This is a genomic window from Gordonia sp. VNK1 (genome assembly GCF_040049135.1).
In the GTDB taxonomy this organism is placed as follows: domain Bacteria; phylum Actinomycetota; class Actinomycetes; order Mycobacteriales; family Mycobacteriaceae; genus Gordonia; species Gordonia oleivorans.
The window spans coordinates 22,073-39,144 of record NZ_JBDZDJ010000033.1 but is presented as its reverse complement, the minus strand read 5'-3'; the positions used below and the strand labels follow the sequence as shown (position 1 = coordinate 39,144).

Genomic DNA, 17,072 nt, shown 5'->3' with positions numbered 1-17,072 from the left:
GGCGTGCGGGCCGCACAACCGGATGGTCGGCCCCAACCCCGGCCAGTACACCACCGGCATCTACGAAGACGGACCGCTCGCCGGACGCTGCTGGTGGCAACTCAACGCCGCACCCGGCATGCCCGAGAACCCGAAGATCGTCAACGACCACCCCGACATCACCGCACTCTACGAGCAGAAACTCGACCAGATCCGGGATCAGATCCACGGTGACCTCACCACGAGCGACGCTGATAGCGGTTCCGGCGCAACTGAAGCCGCAGACTCCGACGCGGTTGACGCCGGCACCGTCGATGCCGAAGCGGCTGGCATCGAAGCCGAAGCCGAAGCCGCTGACGGTGACGTAAATGGTGAGGCCGAGTCGGTCGATACCCACATCGACGAACCGGCCGATTACGACGCTGGCCACGACCACGAGGACGCGGCACCGACCGTCGAGGCCGAAAGCGCTTCCGATCGTGGGGTTTCGAGGGACGATCAGGCTCCGGCCGCCGACTCGTCGAGCATCGGCGACAGCGTCGATCAGGATGACGATCACGATGCCAACATCTGCGATCAGCCCGAACCAGCCGTCGACGAAAACGATTCAGGCCCAGCCCAATCCGATCCGGTCGAGCCCCGACCACCCGACCAGCGGGACGGGCCTGGCGGGCACTCTGACGAACCTGGTGTCACCAACACCGGGGAGATCGACCTGGTCATCTTCGACGGAGACGGTGTCCCTCTTAGCGACGATCCCGACGACCCTGACACCGTTGCCGGACTGGATCGTGCCTCACGCACCCGCGTCCGTGTCCGCGACACGGCTACTGAAAGTCAGGCACGCGAGCGCCGCATCCGTGATGGCGGCATTCGTAGCAGCGATGCCGACCGGGAACGTGAGCTCGAGGAACTGGCCGCCATCGGCATGAACCCACGCAACAGCCGCATCGAACGTGTCCTGGCCGCCCGGCTCCACCACCGGCTCGACACCTCCTGAAGCAGCCCGCCCACCGGACTGTTCGAGCCGCACTGCCACAGAAACGTTGTGGCGGTGGGGAGTTCCAGCCTTGCCTTACGAGGGTCTCGACACGGTCCTCCGCTATCGCTCCGGACCGGCTCGACCAACGGGACGGTCGGCTCGACCAACGGGACGGTCGGCTCGACCAACGGGACGGACGGCTCGACCAACGGGACGGTCGGCTCGACCAACGGGACGGTCGGCTCGACCAGCGGGACGGACGGCTCGAGCAACGGGACGAGCCTGTCCCGAGGATTCAGGAACCCTGAGCGTCCATCCCGATACCGAAGGCGACCGCGAGTTCGGTGAAGATGGCGCGGGCGGCGTCGGGATCGTCGGCGCGCCCGGTGACCTGCAGCCCCGCCAACATCGCCGACGCGATCGCCGCGCAGGTCGCGGCACGCTCCTCCGTCAGTCCCGACGCGCGTAACGACGCCACCAGTGCGGTGTAGCGCAACTCGTCGACGCGGGCCTGGGCGGCCGCCACCACCGGGTCGACGGTCGCCCAGGCCCGCAGCGCCGCCTCGGCACGATGCGGCAATCCGGTGGCCAGATCCATCTGACGCAACGCCACCCCGTCGGCGCCACCGTCGACCGACTTGCTGACCAACTCGGTGCTGTAGTGCTCGCACCAGTACTGCAGGAATCGGCTCAGGAAGTCGTCGAACCCGGTGAAGTGGTGATAGAACGAGCCGCGCGACACCCCGAGCCTGGTGCACATCTGCACCGCCGACACGTCGGGGAATCCCGACTCGGCCAGGATCGCCATCGCCTCGTCGAAGTAGTCGTTCGCGGTGATCCTGGTCTGCACCATGGCTGCCATTATTCTCGCCCGGGTCCGGTGGTCACTTCGGGATCGGGCACGGCGGGTTGTCGGCCATGCCGCACATGTTGACGTGGAAGTAGCTCGGGATGGACGGCGGCTGGGTGTCGGCGTGCTGGTTGACCAGGTTGAACCCCAGGTTGAACACCAGCATGATCGCGTTGACGACGGTGGTCAGGGCGAGGATTCGCACGATCGGCCGCGATCGCCGGCCGAGGTTCACCCGGTCGATGCCGGCGTCGGAGATGAGGTGCCCGTCGCTGCGGCGGAACACGTAGATCGAGATCGACAGCACGCTGACCGTCGCCCCGAACACGATGCCCTCATACAGCGGGAACTGATTCAGGGTCCCGGTGAAGATCGACCAGTTGTGGTTCACTCGCACATAGGTCCACAGCCCCATCCGCTGGAAGATCTGCTCGATGGCGGTGTCGAGGACGAGGAACAGCAGGAACATGATCGCGACGATCCCGGCCTTGTTCAGCCGAGGCCAGCGCTTCCGCATCGCCACCACCATCTTGTCGATGCCGACGACGGCCAACGGCAGGAACAGGAAGTAGTCGGCGACGGTGTAGAGGATCGGCTGCGGGGTCTCGGCGCCCTTGGCGACCCAGCCGGGAATGTAGTGCCCCCAGTTGCCCATCTCGAAAAAGGCGCTGTTGTAGGCGAATACGGGCCTGACCATGTTGACGCCGGCGTCCTGCCAGGCGGCCAGCAGCCACGCCGTGACGAACACGCCGATCGTCGGGAACTCGCCGTCGGCGCGTGTGCGGCGGGCCAGCCAGATCAGGAATCCGATCATCCCGACCACGCAGATCACCTCGGAGATCCGGATGACCGCGAGGGTGAACGTGGGCACCGGATCGGCACCCTCGGGGGTGTTGGCGAAGTTGTCGGAGGGCGCCACCACGTTGGCGGTGAAATCGCGATAATAGTCGCCGAACTCGCCGGTCAACAGTTTCTGTGCGGCGGCGTTGTCCTGATCGACGGAACCGTGCTTGTACGACAGGATCGCCACGGCTCCACTCGATGCGGCGGCCGCGGCATCGGCGCGTGCCGACACCGCCTGCTGTTGCGGTCGGAGCTCACCGAAGTACTGATACGCCGCACCCGCGCCGAGGAGGATGAGCAGCGCAACCGCCGCCGTCGCCACCCAATGCCGGCGTATCCATCGGATCACCCGACGTCCCCTGGAGACCTTGGCGGCCGCCTCGGGCGTCGACGCCGTCCCCTTCGTGCCGACCGACCCCTCGTCGGTCGCCACTTGTTCTGCCACCTGCTCCGTCGCCTTGTCGGGTGCCGACGACTTGGTCAACCGCACCGCGGGACCGTCGGTCGTCGTGACGTCGGAATCTGCGGCGTGAGCGTCGGCCGTGTGATCGTCGGCCTTGTGATCGTCGGCCGCAGCACCGCGATTGCCCGTTCGGGATGCAATTTTCGTGCTCATCATCACGCCGGGCTCCATTCCGCAGATCTCACATAAAGCGAAATTATTAAGCGATGAGATCCACACCGGGTTCGGGCCGCACCGCGGCGGCACCACCTCCCCCAGCCGACGGTCGGCGATCGCGAACACCGCGGCCTCGGCCACCCCCGGCATGGTGGTCAGGACGTGTTCCACCTCGGCCGGGTAGATGTTCTCTCCACTGCGAATGATGACCTCGCGCAGGCGGGCCCGGAAATGCAGCAGACCACGGCTGTCGAGCAGACAGAGATCCCCGGTCGGCATCCACCCCTGCTCGTCGACGACCGGGCGGATCCGGCCGTCGGCGTCGAGGTAGTCAGATATGACCAGCGGGCCGCGTACGTGGAGTTCACCGACCTCCCCGACCGCCACGATGTGCCCCTGCGCGTCGCGCACGCAGAAGTCCCGTCCGCCCAGCGGCCGGCCCAGTGTCCGGGTGCGCGCCTCGGTGGGATCGTCGCGTGCGCTCAGCGCCAGACACGGCGCCTCGCTCTGCCCGTATCGCACCAGGAAGGTGATGCCAGCGCGACGTTCGATCTCGTCGATGAGCGACGGATCGACGGCGGTGGCACCGCCGACCACCGAGACCACCGACGCGAAGTCGGCGACGTCGACATCGTCGCGATCGAGCAGATCGAGCAGATCGAGCAGATCGAGCAGATCGATGATCATCGTCGGCACCAGTCCCACCACCGTCGGCCGCAGGTGCCGGATGACCTCGATGGCGATGGCCGGATCGAAGCGCGGCACCACGAGATAGGTGCCACCGGCCGAGAGCGCCCCGAGGACGCCGGCGACCGATCCACCGACGTGGTCGAGGGGAAGCGGATTGAAGAACACCGCACCGTCGGTGCCGCCGGCGCCGCGCGCGTAGAACTCGGCGCTGCCGATGGCCGCACGCGCCGAGAGCACCGCCGCCTTCGGTACGCCGGTGGTGCCGGAGGTGAACTGGATGATCGCCGGTGTCTGCGGTGTCTGGGTCTGCGGTGTCTGGGTCTGCGGTGTCTGGGTCTGCGGTGTCCGGCCGGCGTGGGAGATGTGCGGGTCCTCCTGCGCGAGCACCGAACCCGTCGGCAGCTCGGACACCGGGACACATCTGATCGTCTCGCCGAGATCGCGATCGCCGTCGGTGATCACCAGATCCGCGGCGATCTGGCGGGCCCGCTGCGCCACCACGTCGTCGGCGGCCGATGCCGGCACCGGGGCGATCGCGAGTCCGTGCAGCGCACAGCCCAGGAAGGTGAGGACCCACTCGACCCGATCCTCGATGGCGACAACCACGCGGCCACCGGCCGGGCCCCGCGCCGCCACGGCGGCCCCACGAGCCGACGCGCGGCGCACGGCGTCGGACCAGGAGAGTTCCGTCGGCCCATCGTCGCCGAGCCAGCGCAATAGCGGGCGCGAGGGATGTTCACCGACCCCGGCGAGCAGGCACTCGGCGATGGAGTTCCACTGCGGCGCACCGTCGGACAACTCGACCACCGCGGGCGTACCCTGACACCCCGGCCCGTCCACCACACCACCGCTCTCGTCCACCCGACCATCTTATGCTTGAATTAGGTAGATTGTTTTAATTTTTATCTCCGGCCGCGCCGGAGAGGAAGGGTGAGCAGATGGCCGCAATCGTCCCCGAGGTCCGTCCGCTGCCGCCATCCACCGATGACCTCCGAATGGCGGTGCGTGAGTTCCTGTCCGCGGACCGGGAGGCCTTCGGATGGGAACCCCGCGTCGACTCGTGGATCTCCTCGTGGGATCCGGGGTTCAGTCACCGCCTCGGACAACAGGGCTGGGTCGGCATGACGATCCCGACCGAGTACGGCGGGGCCGGGCTGACCCACATCGACCGGTATGTGGTGACCGAGGAGGTGCTCGCCGCCGGGGCACCGGTGGCCGCCCACTGGGTGGCCGACCGCCAGGTGGCGCCGGCACTGCTGACGCACGGTTCGGCCGACCAGCGTGACCGTTACCTGTCCCGGATCGCCGCGGGTGACTGCCATTTCGCGATCGGGATGAGCGAGCCGGAGTCCGGCTCGGACCTGGCCAGCGTGCGTACCCGTGGGGTCCGGGTCGACGGCGGGTGGAAGGTGAGCGGAACCAAGGTGTGGACGTCGGGGGCCCACCACAGCGAGGCGTTCTTCGTGCTCGCGCGCACCGACGATCTCGATCCGGCACATCGCCATGCCGGCCTGAGCCAGTTCCTCATCCCGCTGGACTCCGCGGGCATCGACATCCGCCCGATCCGACTGCTCACCGGGGCCCACCACTTCAACGAGGTGGTTCTCGACAACGTCTTCGTCCCCGACGACATGGTGGTCGGCGACGTCGGCGCCGGCTGGGCCCAGGTCACCTCCGAACTCGGTTTCGAACGCAGCGGACCCGAACGCTTCCTCTCCTCGCACCCGCTGACCGAGCAGGCCGTCGACGCCGCGCGGAGCGCACCCGAGGACACCGCGGTGATCTCCGACATCGGCGAACTCGCCGCCGATCTGATGACACTGCGGGGGCTGTCCATGTCGATCGCCCAGACCCTGTCCGCCGGGCAGGCCGCCGATACGGCGGCGGCCCTCGTCAAGGATCTGGGCACCACATACGAGCAGCACGCGGTGACGGTGTGCGCCGACCTGATCGCCGACCTCGCCACCACCGATCAGCAGTCGTGGGCGGCGCCACCGTTGACTCGGCTCGAAGCCGAAGGACTGCTGCACGCACCGGGATTCACCCTGCGCGGCGGAACCACCGAGATACTTCGCGGGGTGATCGCGAAGGGATTGGGATTGCGATGACCACCGCCACCACATCGTCGAGCGCCGAGGAACGTGCCGCACTGCGGGAACTCGCCGACGACCTGTTCACCTCGATCACCGGACCCCACCTCAACGACCAGACCACGGCGCTGACCTCGACGGAGAGCCAGTGGACCAGCCTGCACGAGTCCGGTCTGACGCTGCTGACGACCCCGGAGGAATACGGCGGCAACGGAGCCGGGCCGGCCGACGCCGCCATCGTCGCCGAACGCGCCGGCTACCACGCGCTGCCGCGGGCGCTCGGCGACAACGACCTGCTCGGTGCGTGGCTGCTGTACTCGACGGGACTCGACGTGCCCACCGGTTCGATGGTGGTGGCGCTCACCGATTCCGACCTGTCGGGAACCGTCGAGGTCGACTCCGTGCCGTTCGTCGAGAGCAGCGACTGGCTGCTGGTCGTCGGTCCGGGCGGCCTCGCGCAGATCGCGACCTCGGCGATCTCGGCCACCCCCACCCCGGATCTCGGCGGTGAGCAGCGTGCCCGGGTGAGCTTCGACGCGGCCGCGGCCACCGTCACCTCACTGCCGACCGACATGCGTCCCGAGGTACGTCTGCGGGGTGCGCTGGTGCGTTCCTGGCAGATCTCCGGCGCGGTGCAACGCTGCCTGGACCTGGCGATCGACCATGTGCAGACGCGCGAGCAGTTCGGCCGTCCGCTCGCCCGATTCCAGGCGGTGGGGCAACTCATCGCCCGCTCGGCGGGAGCCGTCGCGATGGCCAGGACCGCCGCCGACCAGGCCACCAGCGCGGTCGCCGAGAACGGCTTCGGCGCGCCGTCGACCGTCATGGCGATCGCCGCGGCCAAGATCCAGGCGGGCAAGGCGGCCACGCAGGTCGCCCGCCAGACGCACCAGGCGCACGGCGCGATCGGCTTCACCCTCGACCATCAGCTCCGTCACTTCTCCGGTCGGGCCCAGGCCTGGGGCCGGGACTTCGGCACCGCGCGCGCATGGCAGCGCGAACTCGGGTCGATGGTGCTGGCGAATCCGGCGCCGCTGTGGGAGCAGATCTCCTCGCCGTCGGCGTGAGGCGCCGCCGGGACGGCACTGCCGGTCAGGACAGCACTGCCGGTCAGGACAGCACGTCGACCAGTGTCGCCTCGGAGTCGCCCACCATGAAGCGTTCGACGGCGTCGAGGTGTTTGCGCCAATGCACCTCGGCGCCGACGAGATCGCCGGCCCGCAACAGTGCCACCAGCTTGGCGTATGCCTTGACCGCAGACCTGTTGGCCTGCTGCTCGAATCCCGGCGGATGTGCGGCGATGAACTGGGTGTTGTGCGCCGACAGTATTCGGTAGAGCATGTCGGCGAGCATCGCCAGGGTCACGTTTCCGGCGTTCTCGACGACCGCGCGGTGAAACCGCACACTGATTCCGGCGAAGGATGCCTCGTCGTCGGCGGACTGGGCCTCGGTGACGATCTCGTCCAGGGCCGCCAGCGCGGCCTTGCGTGGCCGTTTCCCGTAGAGCCCGATCGCCGAGACCTCGAGTTCGGTGCGGGCCTGATAGACGTCGCGCAGCGGCGTTCCGTGATACTGCAGCAGCGCACCGGTGTGCCGGGCCGCGACCGCGCCGTCCGGTTCGAGGACCCGGGCTCCGCCTCGCGCACCTCGGAGCACGGTGATGATCGCCTCGGATTCGAGGATCCGAAACGCCTCTCGCAGCGAGGGCCGCGACACGCCGAACTCCGCCATCAGTTCAGACTCACTGGGCAGCGGGTCGCCGGGTTGCACGTCACCCTGCACGATCCGGCGCCGCAATTCCATCGCGACGAGCTCCGCCGCCTTGGGCACCTTGACTATCGACGATCGTGCGGCGTTGGTCATCCGCTAGCTCCTCACCTGCGCGGCCACCCGTCGGCCGGAGAATCAAGTGTCTCCAGCATGTACGGTTTACGTTTAATCATCTACTGTATTAACCTAATGGACTTGGTGGGGTCTCGTGTGTCCCGAAGGAGAATCCGATCGGTGAGGAGAACCGCGGCGTCTATCACCTGATGCGCAACCTGCCCGCCGAACGACTCGGGATCGCCATCCACGCGGTGGCCGAGGCGCGTCGCGCCGTCGATCTGTCAACCGGATCATGCGCACGACCGCAAGGCATTTGGATAGGAGATCGGCAAGTTCCAGGTGAACCGGCATGCGTTGGCACAGATGCGCGTGGAGGTCGATGTGATTTTTCGGACACTCCGGAGCGAGCGGGGTGATCTACCCGAGGAGGTCGAGCACCGATTCGCCGACGCCGGATTCCTTCAGGTAGGCACCCGTCGCGCTCACCTGCCGGCGCCGGAGTTGGGCGGCACCATCGGCGTCGCGCTGCTCAATCAGGTCGACCAGCTTGGCGTGCGCGCGCACGCCCTTGGCCGAGGCCACCAGGCGCTGCTCCTCGCTCAGCGCCGATTCGACGAGCTGGCTGCGGGTGGCGGCGTCGATGACCTCCCGTAACTGACCGATCAAGACCGCCAGGGTCGTGTTGCCGACCAGGTCGATCAGCAATCGGTGGAAGTCGTTCTGCGCGTCCAGCAGGGCGGCCGGGTCGTCACGATGCTGCCGCTCGGTCTCCACCGCGGCACGCAGCAACGTCAGATCCTCCTCCGTGCGCGAGCGCGCCAGCATCGCCGCGCAGTTCGCCTCGAGGACGCACGCGGCGCCGAAGACATCGTCGATCGTCGCGTGCCGATACTCGAGAATGACCCCGAGGTAACCGGCGGCGGTGTGCACACCCGGCACGCTCACCACCGCACCGCCGTGCGAACCCCGTTTGATGTCGATGAGTGATTCCGAGTCGAGCACGCGCAACGCCTCGCGCAGCGTCGGCCGGGATACCCCGAACTCCTCGATCAGCTCACGTTCGGACGGAAGCGGGAACCCCGCGGCCAGCCGGCCGGACACGATGCGCCGGCGCAGTTCGTCTGCGATACGCGCCGAGGCTCGGGGCACCGACGCTGATGGCTGCTCGGCACGGTCGAGGCCACGGTGTTCGGGGTCAGGGTCCACGAGGGTCACCTTACGTCGATGCACGTGGTGTTCGATGGCCGATCACGACGCCACGACCGTCGTCGACACGCGGTCGGGCCGGCGCGATCGGCGTGGTGGATCACCCCGATGTTGCCGAGCCACCACGCCCTGACACGTTATGATGTAAATCATTACACTGATCTAGTTCGTGTGGCCATCGTGGGAGCCGGTCCGGACGGGTTCTATCTGGCCGAGAACTTTTCCGCCATTCCCAGATCACGGTGCATATCTTCGATCGGCTACCGACCCCCGTACGGCTTGGTCCGGGCCGGGGTCGCCCCCGATCACGCCGCCACCAAGGGGGTCGAGGCCGGATTCGCGTCGGTGGCCGACAAACGCAACTTCGAGTACTACCGCAGTGTCGAGGTGGGCAGTGTCGAGGTGGGCAGTGTCGAGGCCGGCGCGGACGTGTCGCACGACGAGTCGTCCGCCCACCACGACGCGGTCGTCAACTCCGTCGGTGCCGCACACGACGGTCGCTGCGCATCCCGGCGAGGAACTCCGCGGTTCGATCGCCGCCACCGATCTCGTGGCGTGGTACAACGGACATCCCGATCACGCCGCGGACACCTACGACCTCTCGGCAGCCGGGCGGTCGTCGTGGGCAACGGAAACGTGGCCCTCGACGTCGCCCGCATTCTCGTCTGGGACCCCGACGACCGGCTCGCAGCGACATGGCCGACCACGCCATCGACCTGCTGCGGGAGTCCGCGATCGAGGAGGTCGTCATCATCGGCCGGCGCGGCATCGCCCAAGCGGCCCACCCCAACAGCGATTTCCTTGCCCTGGCAAGCCGATGAAGCGTCGGCGTCGCAAGATCGTCGACACCGCCGAACTACTCGACTGCGCCAGCCCGGTGAGCACGCCGGGCTGATCGTCCCGGGCGACTTCGCCGAGGCCGATCGTCCCGGGGCGAACGCTCCCCGCGGGGTGATCAGATGGGCATCAGGAAGTGCTTGCGGTCGGTGCGGAGCATCTGCTTGTCGCGCAACTGCGCCAACGCCTTTCGCAACTGCAGCCGGGTTTCGGCGGGCTCGATGACCGCGTCGATGTAGCCGCGTTCGGCGGCGAGATACGGCGTGGCCATCATCGTGTTGTAGAAGTCGATGAAGTCGCGGCGCACCTTGTCGGCGTCGTGGGCACTCATCCCCTCGGTTTGCCGTCGGGTCAGCACCGCGGCGGCCGACTCGGCACCCATCACCGCGATCTTCGCCGACGGCCACGCGAAGTTGATGTCGGCGCCGAGTTGCTTGGATCCCATCACCGCATACGCGCCGCCGTAGGCCTTGCGCAGGACCACGGTGATCTTCGGGACGTCGGCCTCGACGTAGGCGTAGAGGAATCGGCCGGACCGCCGGATCGTCGCCTTCTGCTCCTCCACCAGGCCCGGCAGGATGCCGGGGGTGTCGACGAGGAAGATCAGCGGGATCCCGAAGGCGTTGCAGATCCGCACGAATCGCGCGGCCTTCTCCGACGAATCGGTGTCCAGGGTCCCGGCCATCACACTCGGCTGGTTGGCCACCACACCCACCGACTGGCCGTCCACCCGGGCGTACCCGGTGATGATGTTGGGCGCGAACAACTCTCCGACCTCGAGGAAGGCGCCGTCGTCGAAGAGTTTGATGATGATGTCGTGCATGTCGTAGCCCGCGTTGTCGTAATCGGGCATGAACTCGTTGAGGGAGAGATCGCTGGCGGTGATCTCCGGCTCGAGGCCCGGGTTGATCACCGGCGGGCGCTCGTAGCAACTCGACGGCATGTACTGCAGGTAGTCCCGCACCCACTCGAAGGCGGCCTTCTCGTCGGCGGCGACGTGGTGGATGTTGCCCCACCGCGCCTGATTGTGCGCACTGCCGAGGTCCTCGGCCGAGATCTCTTCTCCGGTGGTCTGTTTGATGATGTCCGGCCCGGTGACGAACATGTAGGACTTGTCCTCGACGGCCACCAGGATGTCGGTGTTGGCCGGGGTGTACACGGCACCGCCCGCGCACTTGCCGAGGATCACCGAGATCTGCGGCGCCAGACCGGACAGCAGATCGTTACGCCGGCCCATCTCCGCGTACCAGGCCAGTGACGTCACCGCGTCCTGGATGCGCGCACCGGCCGAGTCGTTGATGCCGACCATGGGGCAGCCGATCCGCCCGGCCCACTCCATCAGCGCGGCGACCTTGCGGCCGAACATCTCACCGACGGTGCCGCCGAGGACGGACTGATCGTGGGAGAACGCGGCGACCGGACGGCCGTGGACCAAGCCGTGGCCGGTGACGACGCCGTCGCCGTAACCGGTCTCCGCCGCACCCGGCATCTTGGCCAGCGCACCGATCTCGACGAAGGTCCCAGGGTCGAACAGCATCGCCAAACGCTCACGGGGAGAGAAAATCCCCTTCTTGGCTCGCTTGGCGATCGCCTTCTCGCCGGCCGGTTCCTTCGCCAGTTCGAGCTTGGCCCGAAGGTCGGCGAGTTTCGCTGCGGTCGTCTCCACGGTCTACTCCTAGCCGTTGTCAGTGGGTGCTGGGCGCCGGAACGTCGCTCAGGCGGCGGGTCAGGTCGGCACCGATCTTGCCGATGAACGGTTCGTCGACGATCGAGAGGTGATCGCCACCGATGTGGATGATCTCCAGATCGTCGACGACCTCACCCCAGCGGCCGTCCTCGTCGATCTCGGCCCATTGCGGCTCGAGTTCGATGGCGCCGTCGTGCATCCGGTCGGCGCGGTAGAGCACCACCTTGCCGTCGTAGCGGGTCGGCCGGATGTTGGTGAGCGCACGATTGTCGATGAACGAGGTGCGCTGATGCTCGATGATCCCGCCGGGGATCTTGGTGCCCGACATCGACATCATCTCCATGATGATCGCGAACTGCCCCTCGTCGTCGGCCTCGACCAGCCGATCCATCGGGATCGGGATGTCGGCGTCGAGATCGTAGTTGCGGATCGCGAACTCCTTCCATCGTTCCAGCCGTTGACGTTTGGTGTCCGAGGTCTCCGCCACGTCGTGGCGCGGCCGGACGACGTCGATCAGGCCGACGAACGCGACGTCCTCACCCTCCTCGGCGAGCACCTGCGCGCAGCCGTAGGCGAGAGCACCGCCGAGGGACCAGCCGATCAGCACGTACGGGCCGTGCGGCTGCACCTCGCGCAGGCGTGGCATGTATTGGCGCACACGCTCTTCGATGCTGCCCTCGACGCGGTCGAAACCGATCACCGGCTGATCGTCGGGCAGCCGCTTCAGCAGCGCCTCATACGCCGAGGTGTTGCCGCCGGCGGGATGGAACAGCAACGCCGGCACCGGATCTCCGGCGCTCGGGTCGTAGCTTTTCTTGCCCGCCGGCGTCAGCCGCAGGTATCGGATGAAGCCGTCGGTGTCGGCGGCGGCGTCGAGGAACTCGCGAACGTAGTTCGACATCTCCTCGATCGTCTCCGAGTCGAGGATGTCCTCGACGTCGATATCGCCACCGGTGCGCTCGTTGAGCTTGTCGGTGAGTGCTTGTGCCACTTCCTCTTCCAGCACCGGCAGCTTGTTGAAGATGCCGCCCGCGGACCGCTTGGTGATCACCGCGTACACCCCGAAGGTCAGACGCTCGGCCGCGTCACGCGGCGGGACGTCGGAGCCCGCGGCGTCGGCCACGGCCTTCTGATCGGTGAGGTCGGGGGCAGGGGAAGGTGTGGCCTCCACGGCGGGGGGTTCAGCCGCAGGGGAAGCTGTGGCCTCCACGGCGGGGGGTTCAGCCACGGGGGAAGGTGCGGCTGCCTCGGCAGGAGTGGGGGCGGCGGCACGCTTGGCGTTTTGCTCGTCGATGTAGGCGTTGAGCGCGGCGGTGTCGAGTTCGCCTCCGCCGCCGGCATTCTCGGCCAGCGAGTCGAGTTCGTCACGGTGGGCGACCGCGTACTCGACGAACTTGGTGACGTCGGCGAGGTTGGCCTGACGCATCGCCTGCAGCTGCAGTTGCGGGATGTCGAACTCGAACTCGACGCGGTTCTTGATGCGCACCGCCATCAGCGAATCCAGCCCGAGTTCGATGAGCGGGATCTCGCGCGGCAGGTCTTCGGGGTCATACCCCATCGACTCACCGACGATGATCGCGAGGCGGTCCTCCACCGACTCACCCGATGCCGGGTCCCAGCGGTTGCCGATGTCGTCGATCACCTCGTCCTCGACGACCACCGAGGTGTCGGTGTAACCGATCTTCTCCGGATCGACCTTCGCCGGAGCGCCGCCAGTGACATTCTGGGCGGCGTCAACGAGATTCTGGGTGCCGTCAACGGAATTCGGAGCCCCGTCAGCGAGGTCGCCGGTCACCGCGGCCTCGAAGAGCAGCCGGAAGTTCTTGTCGGCCGTGTTCTTGTCGTCCCGGGCATGCACCGTCACCGACGCACCACCCGGGTGCGGGCTCAGCGTCGTCGTCAGGGTGCCCGCCGACGGCAGCTCGCCATGGGCGAGGGCCGCACCGACCGTGGCACCGGAGAGGACCTGAGCAGCCGCCGCCCGCACCAGCTCACGCGGGTCGGTGACGGCGGCGGCGTTGACCTCCCAGGCATGCCGACCGTCCGGCAGCGCCACGTGGGCGCCGGGAACCTTGCCGGCACCCGAACCCGACGACAGCGAGGCGGAGAGCCAGTATTCCTTGCGCTCAAATCGGGTTCGCGGGATGTCGGCGAAATCGCCTGCGCCGAAAAGTGATCCGACGTTCACCGGATGTCCGTGCACGTAGAGCTTCATCAAGGCGTTGATGAGCCCGTAGCTCTCGTCCTCCTTGCGGCGCAACGTCTCGATCAGTTCCGCGTCGTGCAGACCCGACGAGAAGGTCACCGCGGCAACGGAGATGAGGACGGCCGGGTTGGGTGAGAGTTCCAGGAAGGTGCGGTGCCCGTTCTCCACCGACTTCGCGATGGCCTGGGAGAACCACACGCTGTGGCGTAGGCCCTTGAGGAAGTAGTCGATGGTGTGCACCGGCTCATGCCCGGGTCGGTAGAAGGTCTCCCGATCCACCGAACTGTAGAAGCCGACGGTGGGCCGTAGCGGCTCGATTCCGGTGAGCTCGTAGGACAATTCGCCGAGCAGCGGGTCCATCTGCGAGGTGTGGCTGGCGCCCTTGGTCTGGAGTTTGCGACCCAGCTTGCCCTCGGCCTCGGCGCGCGCGACGATCGCGTCGACCTGCGATTCCGGCCCGCCGATGACGGTATGCGTCGGTGCCGCGTACACACAGATCTCCAGATCCGGGTAGTCGGTGAGCACACCGGTGATGTCGTCGGCGGAGTACTCGACCAGCGCCATCAGGCGGATGTCGTCGCCCTGGAGCATCGACTCACCCTCACCCATCAGGCGCGAACGCTGGCAGATGACGCGGGTGGCGTCCGCCAGCGACAGTCCGCCGCTGATGTAGGCGGCGGATGCCTCACCCATCGAATGGGGCACCAGCACACCGGGTTCGGCGCCGAAGTGACGCAGCGTGTCGGCCAGGGCCACCTGGATGGTGTAGATGCCGACCTGGCTGGTCTCGATGCCGTAGGTCTGTGCGTCGTCGAGGAACATCTCGACGATCGAGTAGCCGAGTTCCTGCTGCACGAAGGCGTCGACCCGGTCAGCATACTTGGCGAACACCGGATTCTCGGTGTAGAGCTGCTTGGCCATCTTGCGATGCTGCGATCCGAAACCGGAGAGCAACCAGACCGCCGACGCCGCATCCGGTGAATCCACCGAATACACAGTCGGATTGGCCTTGCCCTCGGCGACCGCGCGAACACCCTTGATCGCGTCGTCGTGGCTGCGGGCCATCACCACCGCACGGGACCGCCCGTGATTGCGGTGTGCCAGCGCGCGGCCGATGTCGGCGAGCGGAGTCGCCTGTCCCGCATCGGATTCCAGCCATGACAGGAGGTCGGCGGCGGCCTTGCGGCGACGCGACGGCAGGAATGCCGAGATCACCAGCGGCACCACCGAGCCCTCGGCCGCGGCCGGTGCGAACCCCTCGGCGGGATCGGATTCGGCGACGGCGGCAGGCGCCTCGGCGGCCGGGTTCTGCGCGGCGAGGACCGCACGCTCGGCCTCGGTGAGGAATTCGTCGTCGTCATCGTCGTCGGCCACGGGGGTCTCGGCGGCCGCCGCGTCGAGCGCGGGGATGTCGACGTCGCCGCGGGTCAGATCACCCGGCAGCACCTCACGCACGATGACATGCGCATTGGTGCCACCGAATCCGAAGCCGGAGACGCCGGCGATGGCGTGCCCGGAGTACCGCGGCCATTCGGTGACCTCGGGGGTCACCTTGAGTCCGGTCGCCTCGAACTGGATGTACGGGTTGGGGCCCGCGTAGTTGAGGGATGCGGGAATCGTGTTGTGCTGCAACGACAGCACCACCTTGGCCAGTGCGCCGGCACCGGCCGCCGATTCCATGTGACCGAAGTTGGTCTTGGCCGACCCGAGCAGGGCGGGCGCACCGACCACGCGGCCACGGCCGACCACGCGGCCGAGGGCGTCGGCCTCGATGGGGTCACCGAGGATGGTGCCGGTGCCGTGGGCCTCGATGTAGTCGACCTGACGCGGGTCGAGCGCGGCGTCGACGTAGGCCGATCGCAGCACCTCCACCTGCGCTTCGGGATTGGGGGCGAAGATGCCGTTGGAGCGGCCGTCGGAGTTGACCGCGGAACCGGACACGACGGCCAGCACCTGATCACCGTCGCGGCGGGCGTCGGCGAGGCGTTTGAGGACGAACATGCCGCCACCCTCGGAACGCACCATGCCGTCGGCGTCAGAGGAGAAGGCCTTGATGTGACCGTCCTTGGCGACCGCGCCGATGGTGTCGAAGCCGACGGTCGCGGCGGGGGTGAGGATCATGTTGACGCCACCGGCCAGCGCGACGTCGGATTCGCCGGAGCGCAGGCTTCGGACGGCCTGATGCACGGCGACCAGCGACGAGGAGCACGCGGTGTCGATGGCCACCGACGGGCCGTGGAAGTCGAAGAAGTAGGAGACGCGGTTGGCGATGATCGAGGTCGCGGTGCCGGTCAGGGCGTAGGCGGCGGTCTCGTCGGAACCCTCGCCGAGGCCGAGGGCGGCCATCAGCTGATAGTCGTTGGTGGAGGTGCCGACGAAGACGCCGACCTGCCCGCCCTTGAGATCGCTGGCCGGGATGTGGGCGTGCTCGAGCGCCTCCCAGGTCAGTTCCATCGCGAGACGCTGCTGCGGGTCGACCATCTCGACCTCACGCGGACTCATCTGGAAGAAGTCGGCGTCGAAGGACTTCACGTCGTCGAGGTAGCCGCCGCGCAGGTTGCGCTTGGCGAGCACCTCGGCCATCTGCGGATCGGAACGGAATTCCGTCCACCGGTCCTCGGGCAGGTCCGAGATGCCGTCACGGCCGGTGATCAGTGCGTCCCACGTCGAGTCCGGGGTGTCGCCGGCCTTCGGGAATCGTGTCGACAGGCCCACGATGGCGATGTCGTCGGCGTCGTCGCGGTCGCGTTCCCAGAAGCGGTCGGCGTCGACGTCGACATCCTCGTCGGGATCGCCCTCGATGATGCGTTTGGCCAGCATCGCGATGGTCGGATGGTTGTAGGCGACGGTCGCGGTGAGGATGACGCCGGTCTTGTCCTCGACGTCGGCGGCCAGGGCCACCGCATCGCGTGAGGACAGGCCGAGCTCTTCCATCGGCCGGTCGTCGTTGATCTGGTCGGCGGGGACACCGGTCGCCTCCGACACCCAGTTCCGCAGCCAGTCGCGCAGTTCGCCGACGGTCAGGCCACCGGCGGTCTCGCCGTCGGGGGAAGCGGGAGCCGCGGCACCCTCGTTGACGGTGTCGTCGGACCCAGTGTTGGCGTCGTTATGCAGTTCAGACATCAGTACCCAAAATACTCATCAGTGGGCCGGTACTGGACCGGCCCTGCGGAAATGGAGTGGCGCACCGCTACCACCAGGTGTTCGGGCCGCGCCGCGATGCAGGAGGAAGAGCGAGGAGCGAAGCCGTCGGGTT

8 protein-coding genes and 2 pseudogenes are annotated in these 17,072 nt (G+C 67.6%); 4 read left to right on the top strand and 6 right to left on the bottom strand.

Features of this window, described 5'->3' with window-relative positions:
- Positions 1–979, top strand: a pseudogene (locus ABLE94_RS24810) (hypothetical protein); the annotation flags it as partial.
- A 277-nt stretch (positions 980–1,256) separates the two neighbouring features.
- On the opposite strand, the gene ABLE94_RS24805 reads toward ABLE94_RS24810, so the two are convergent.
- Both ABLE94_RS24805 and ABLE94_RS24800 read right to left on the bottom strand, forming a co-directional pair.
- The gene (locus tag ABLE94_RS24805; protein ID WP_348807276.1) at positions 1,257–1,814 is read right to left on the bottom strand and encodes a TetR/AcrR family transcriptional regulator; all 558 of its coding nucleotides are present in this window, start codon (positions 1,812–1,814) and stop codon (positions 1,257–1,259) included.
- A gap of 31 nt (positions 1,815–1,845) precedes the next feature.
- Positions 1,846–4,824, bottom strand: a complete 2,979-nt coding sequence (locus ABLE94_RS24800) for an AMP-binding protein (protein WP_348810178.1) — start codon at positions 4,822–4,824, stop codon at positions 1,846–1,848.
- A gap of 77 nt (positions 4,825–4,901) precedes the next feature.
- On the opposite strand from ABLE94_RS24800, the gene ABLE94_RS24795 reads away from it, so the two are divergent.
- Both ABLE94_RS24795 and ABLE94_RS24790 read left to right on the top strand, forming a co-directional pair.
- Complete coding sequence (locus ABLE94_RS24795; RefSeq protein ID WP_348807279.1) at positions 4,902–6,071, top strand: acyl-CoA dehydrogenase family protein; 1,170 nt, start codon at positions 4,902–4,904, stop codon at positions 6,069–6,071.
- A complete protein-coding gene (locus tag ABLE94_RS24790; RefSeq protein WP_348810177.1) occupies positions 6,068–7,120 on the top strand; it encodes an acyl-CoA dehydrogenase family protein in 1,053 nt (350 codons plus the stop codon). Before ABLE94_RS24795 ends, ABLE94_RS24790 begins: the two co-directional genes overlap by 4 nt.
- A gap of 43 nt (positions 7,121–7,163) precedes the next feature.
- On the opposite strand, the gene ABLE94_RS24785 is transcribed toward ABLE94_RS24790, so the two are convergent.
- Together ABLE94_RS24785 and ABLE94_RS24780 are read right to left on the bottom strand one after the other, a co-directional pair.
- Positions 7,164–7,916, bottom strand: coding sequence for a FadR/GntR family transcriptional regulator (locus ABLE94_RS24785; RefSeq protein ID WP_348807281.1), 753 nt, complete (start codon positions 7,914–7,916; stop codon positions 7,164–7,166).
- Positions 7,917–8,297: 381 nt separating this feature from the next.
- On the bottom strand, positions 8,298–9,086 hold the full coding sequence (locus ABLE94_RS24780) for a FadR/GntR family transcriptional regulator (RefSeq protein WP_348807282.1): 789 nt from the start codon (positions 9,084–9,086) through the stop codon (positions 8,298–8,300).
- A gap of 165 nt (positions 9,087–9,251) precedes the next feature.
- Here ABLE94_RS24780 and ABLE94_RS24775 point away from each other — a divergent pair.
- Positions 9,252–9,895: pseudogene (locus ABLE94_RS24775) on the top strand (FAD-dependent oxidoreductase); the annotation flags it as partial.
- 146 nt (positions 9,896–10,041) lie between these two features.
- Here the strand turns inward: ABLE94_RS24775 and ABLE94_RS24770 are convergent.
- Both ABLE94_RS24770 and pks13 read right to left on the bottom strand, forming a co-directional pair.
- Complete coding sequence (locus ABLE94_RS24770; protein ID WP_348807283.1) at positions 10,042–11,589, bottom strand: acyl-CoA carboxylase subunit beta; 1,548 nt, start codon at positions 11,587–11,589, stop codon at positions 10,042–10,044.
- A 19-nt stretch (positions 11,590–11,608) separates the two neighbouring features.
- Entirely contained in the window at positions 11,609–16,939 is a 5,331-nt protein-coding gene (gene pks13, locus ABLE94_RS24765) for a polyketide synthase Pks13 (RefSeq protein WP_348810176.1), read from the bottom strand.
- Between the last annotated feature and the right edge of the window lie 133 nt (positions 16,940–17,072).

Coding starts and splice junctions, on each gene's coding strand:
- ABLE94_RS24805 (WP_348807276.1), bottom strand. CDS start 1,814: ATGGTGCAGACCAGGATCACCGCGAACGACTACTTCGACGAGGCGATG.
- ABLE94_RS24795 (WP_348807279.1), top strand. CDS start 4,902: ATGGCCGCAATCGTCCCCGAGGTCCGTCCGCTGCCGCCATCCACCGAT.
- ABLE94_RS24790 (WP_348810177.1), top strand. CDS start 6,068: ATGACCACCGCCACCACATCGTCGAGCGCCGAGGAACGTGCCGCACTG.
- ABLE94_RS24785 (WP_348807281.1), bottom strand. CDS start 7,916: ATGACCAACGCCGCACGATCGTCGATAGTCAAGGTGCCCAAGGCGGCG.
- pks13 (WP_348810176.1), bottom strand. CDS start 16,939: ATGTCTGAACTGCATAACGACGCCAACACTGGGTCCGACGACACCGTC.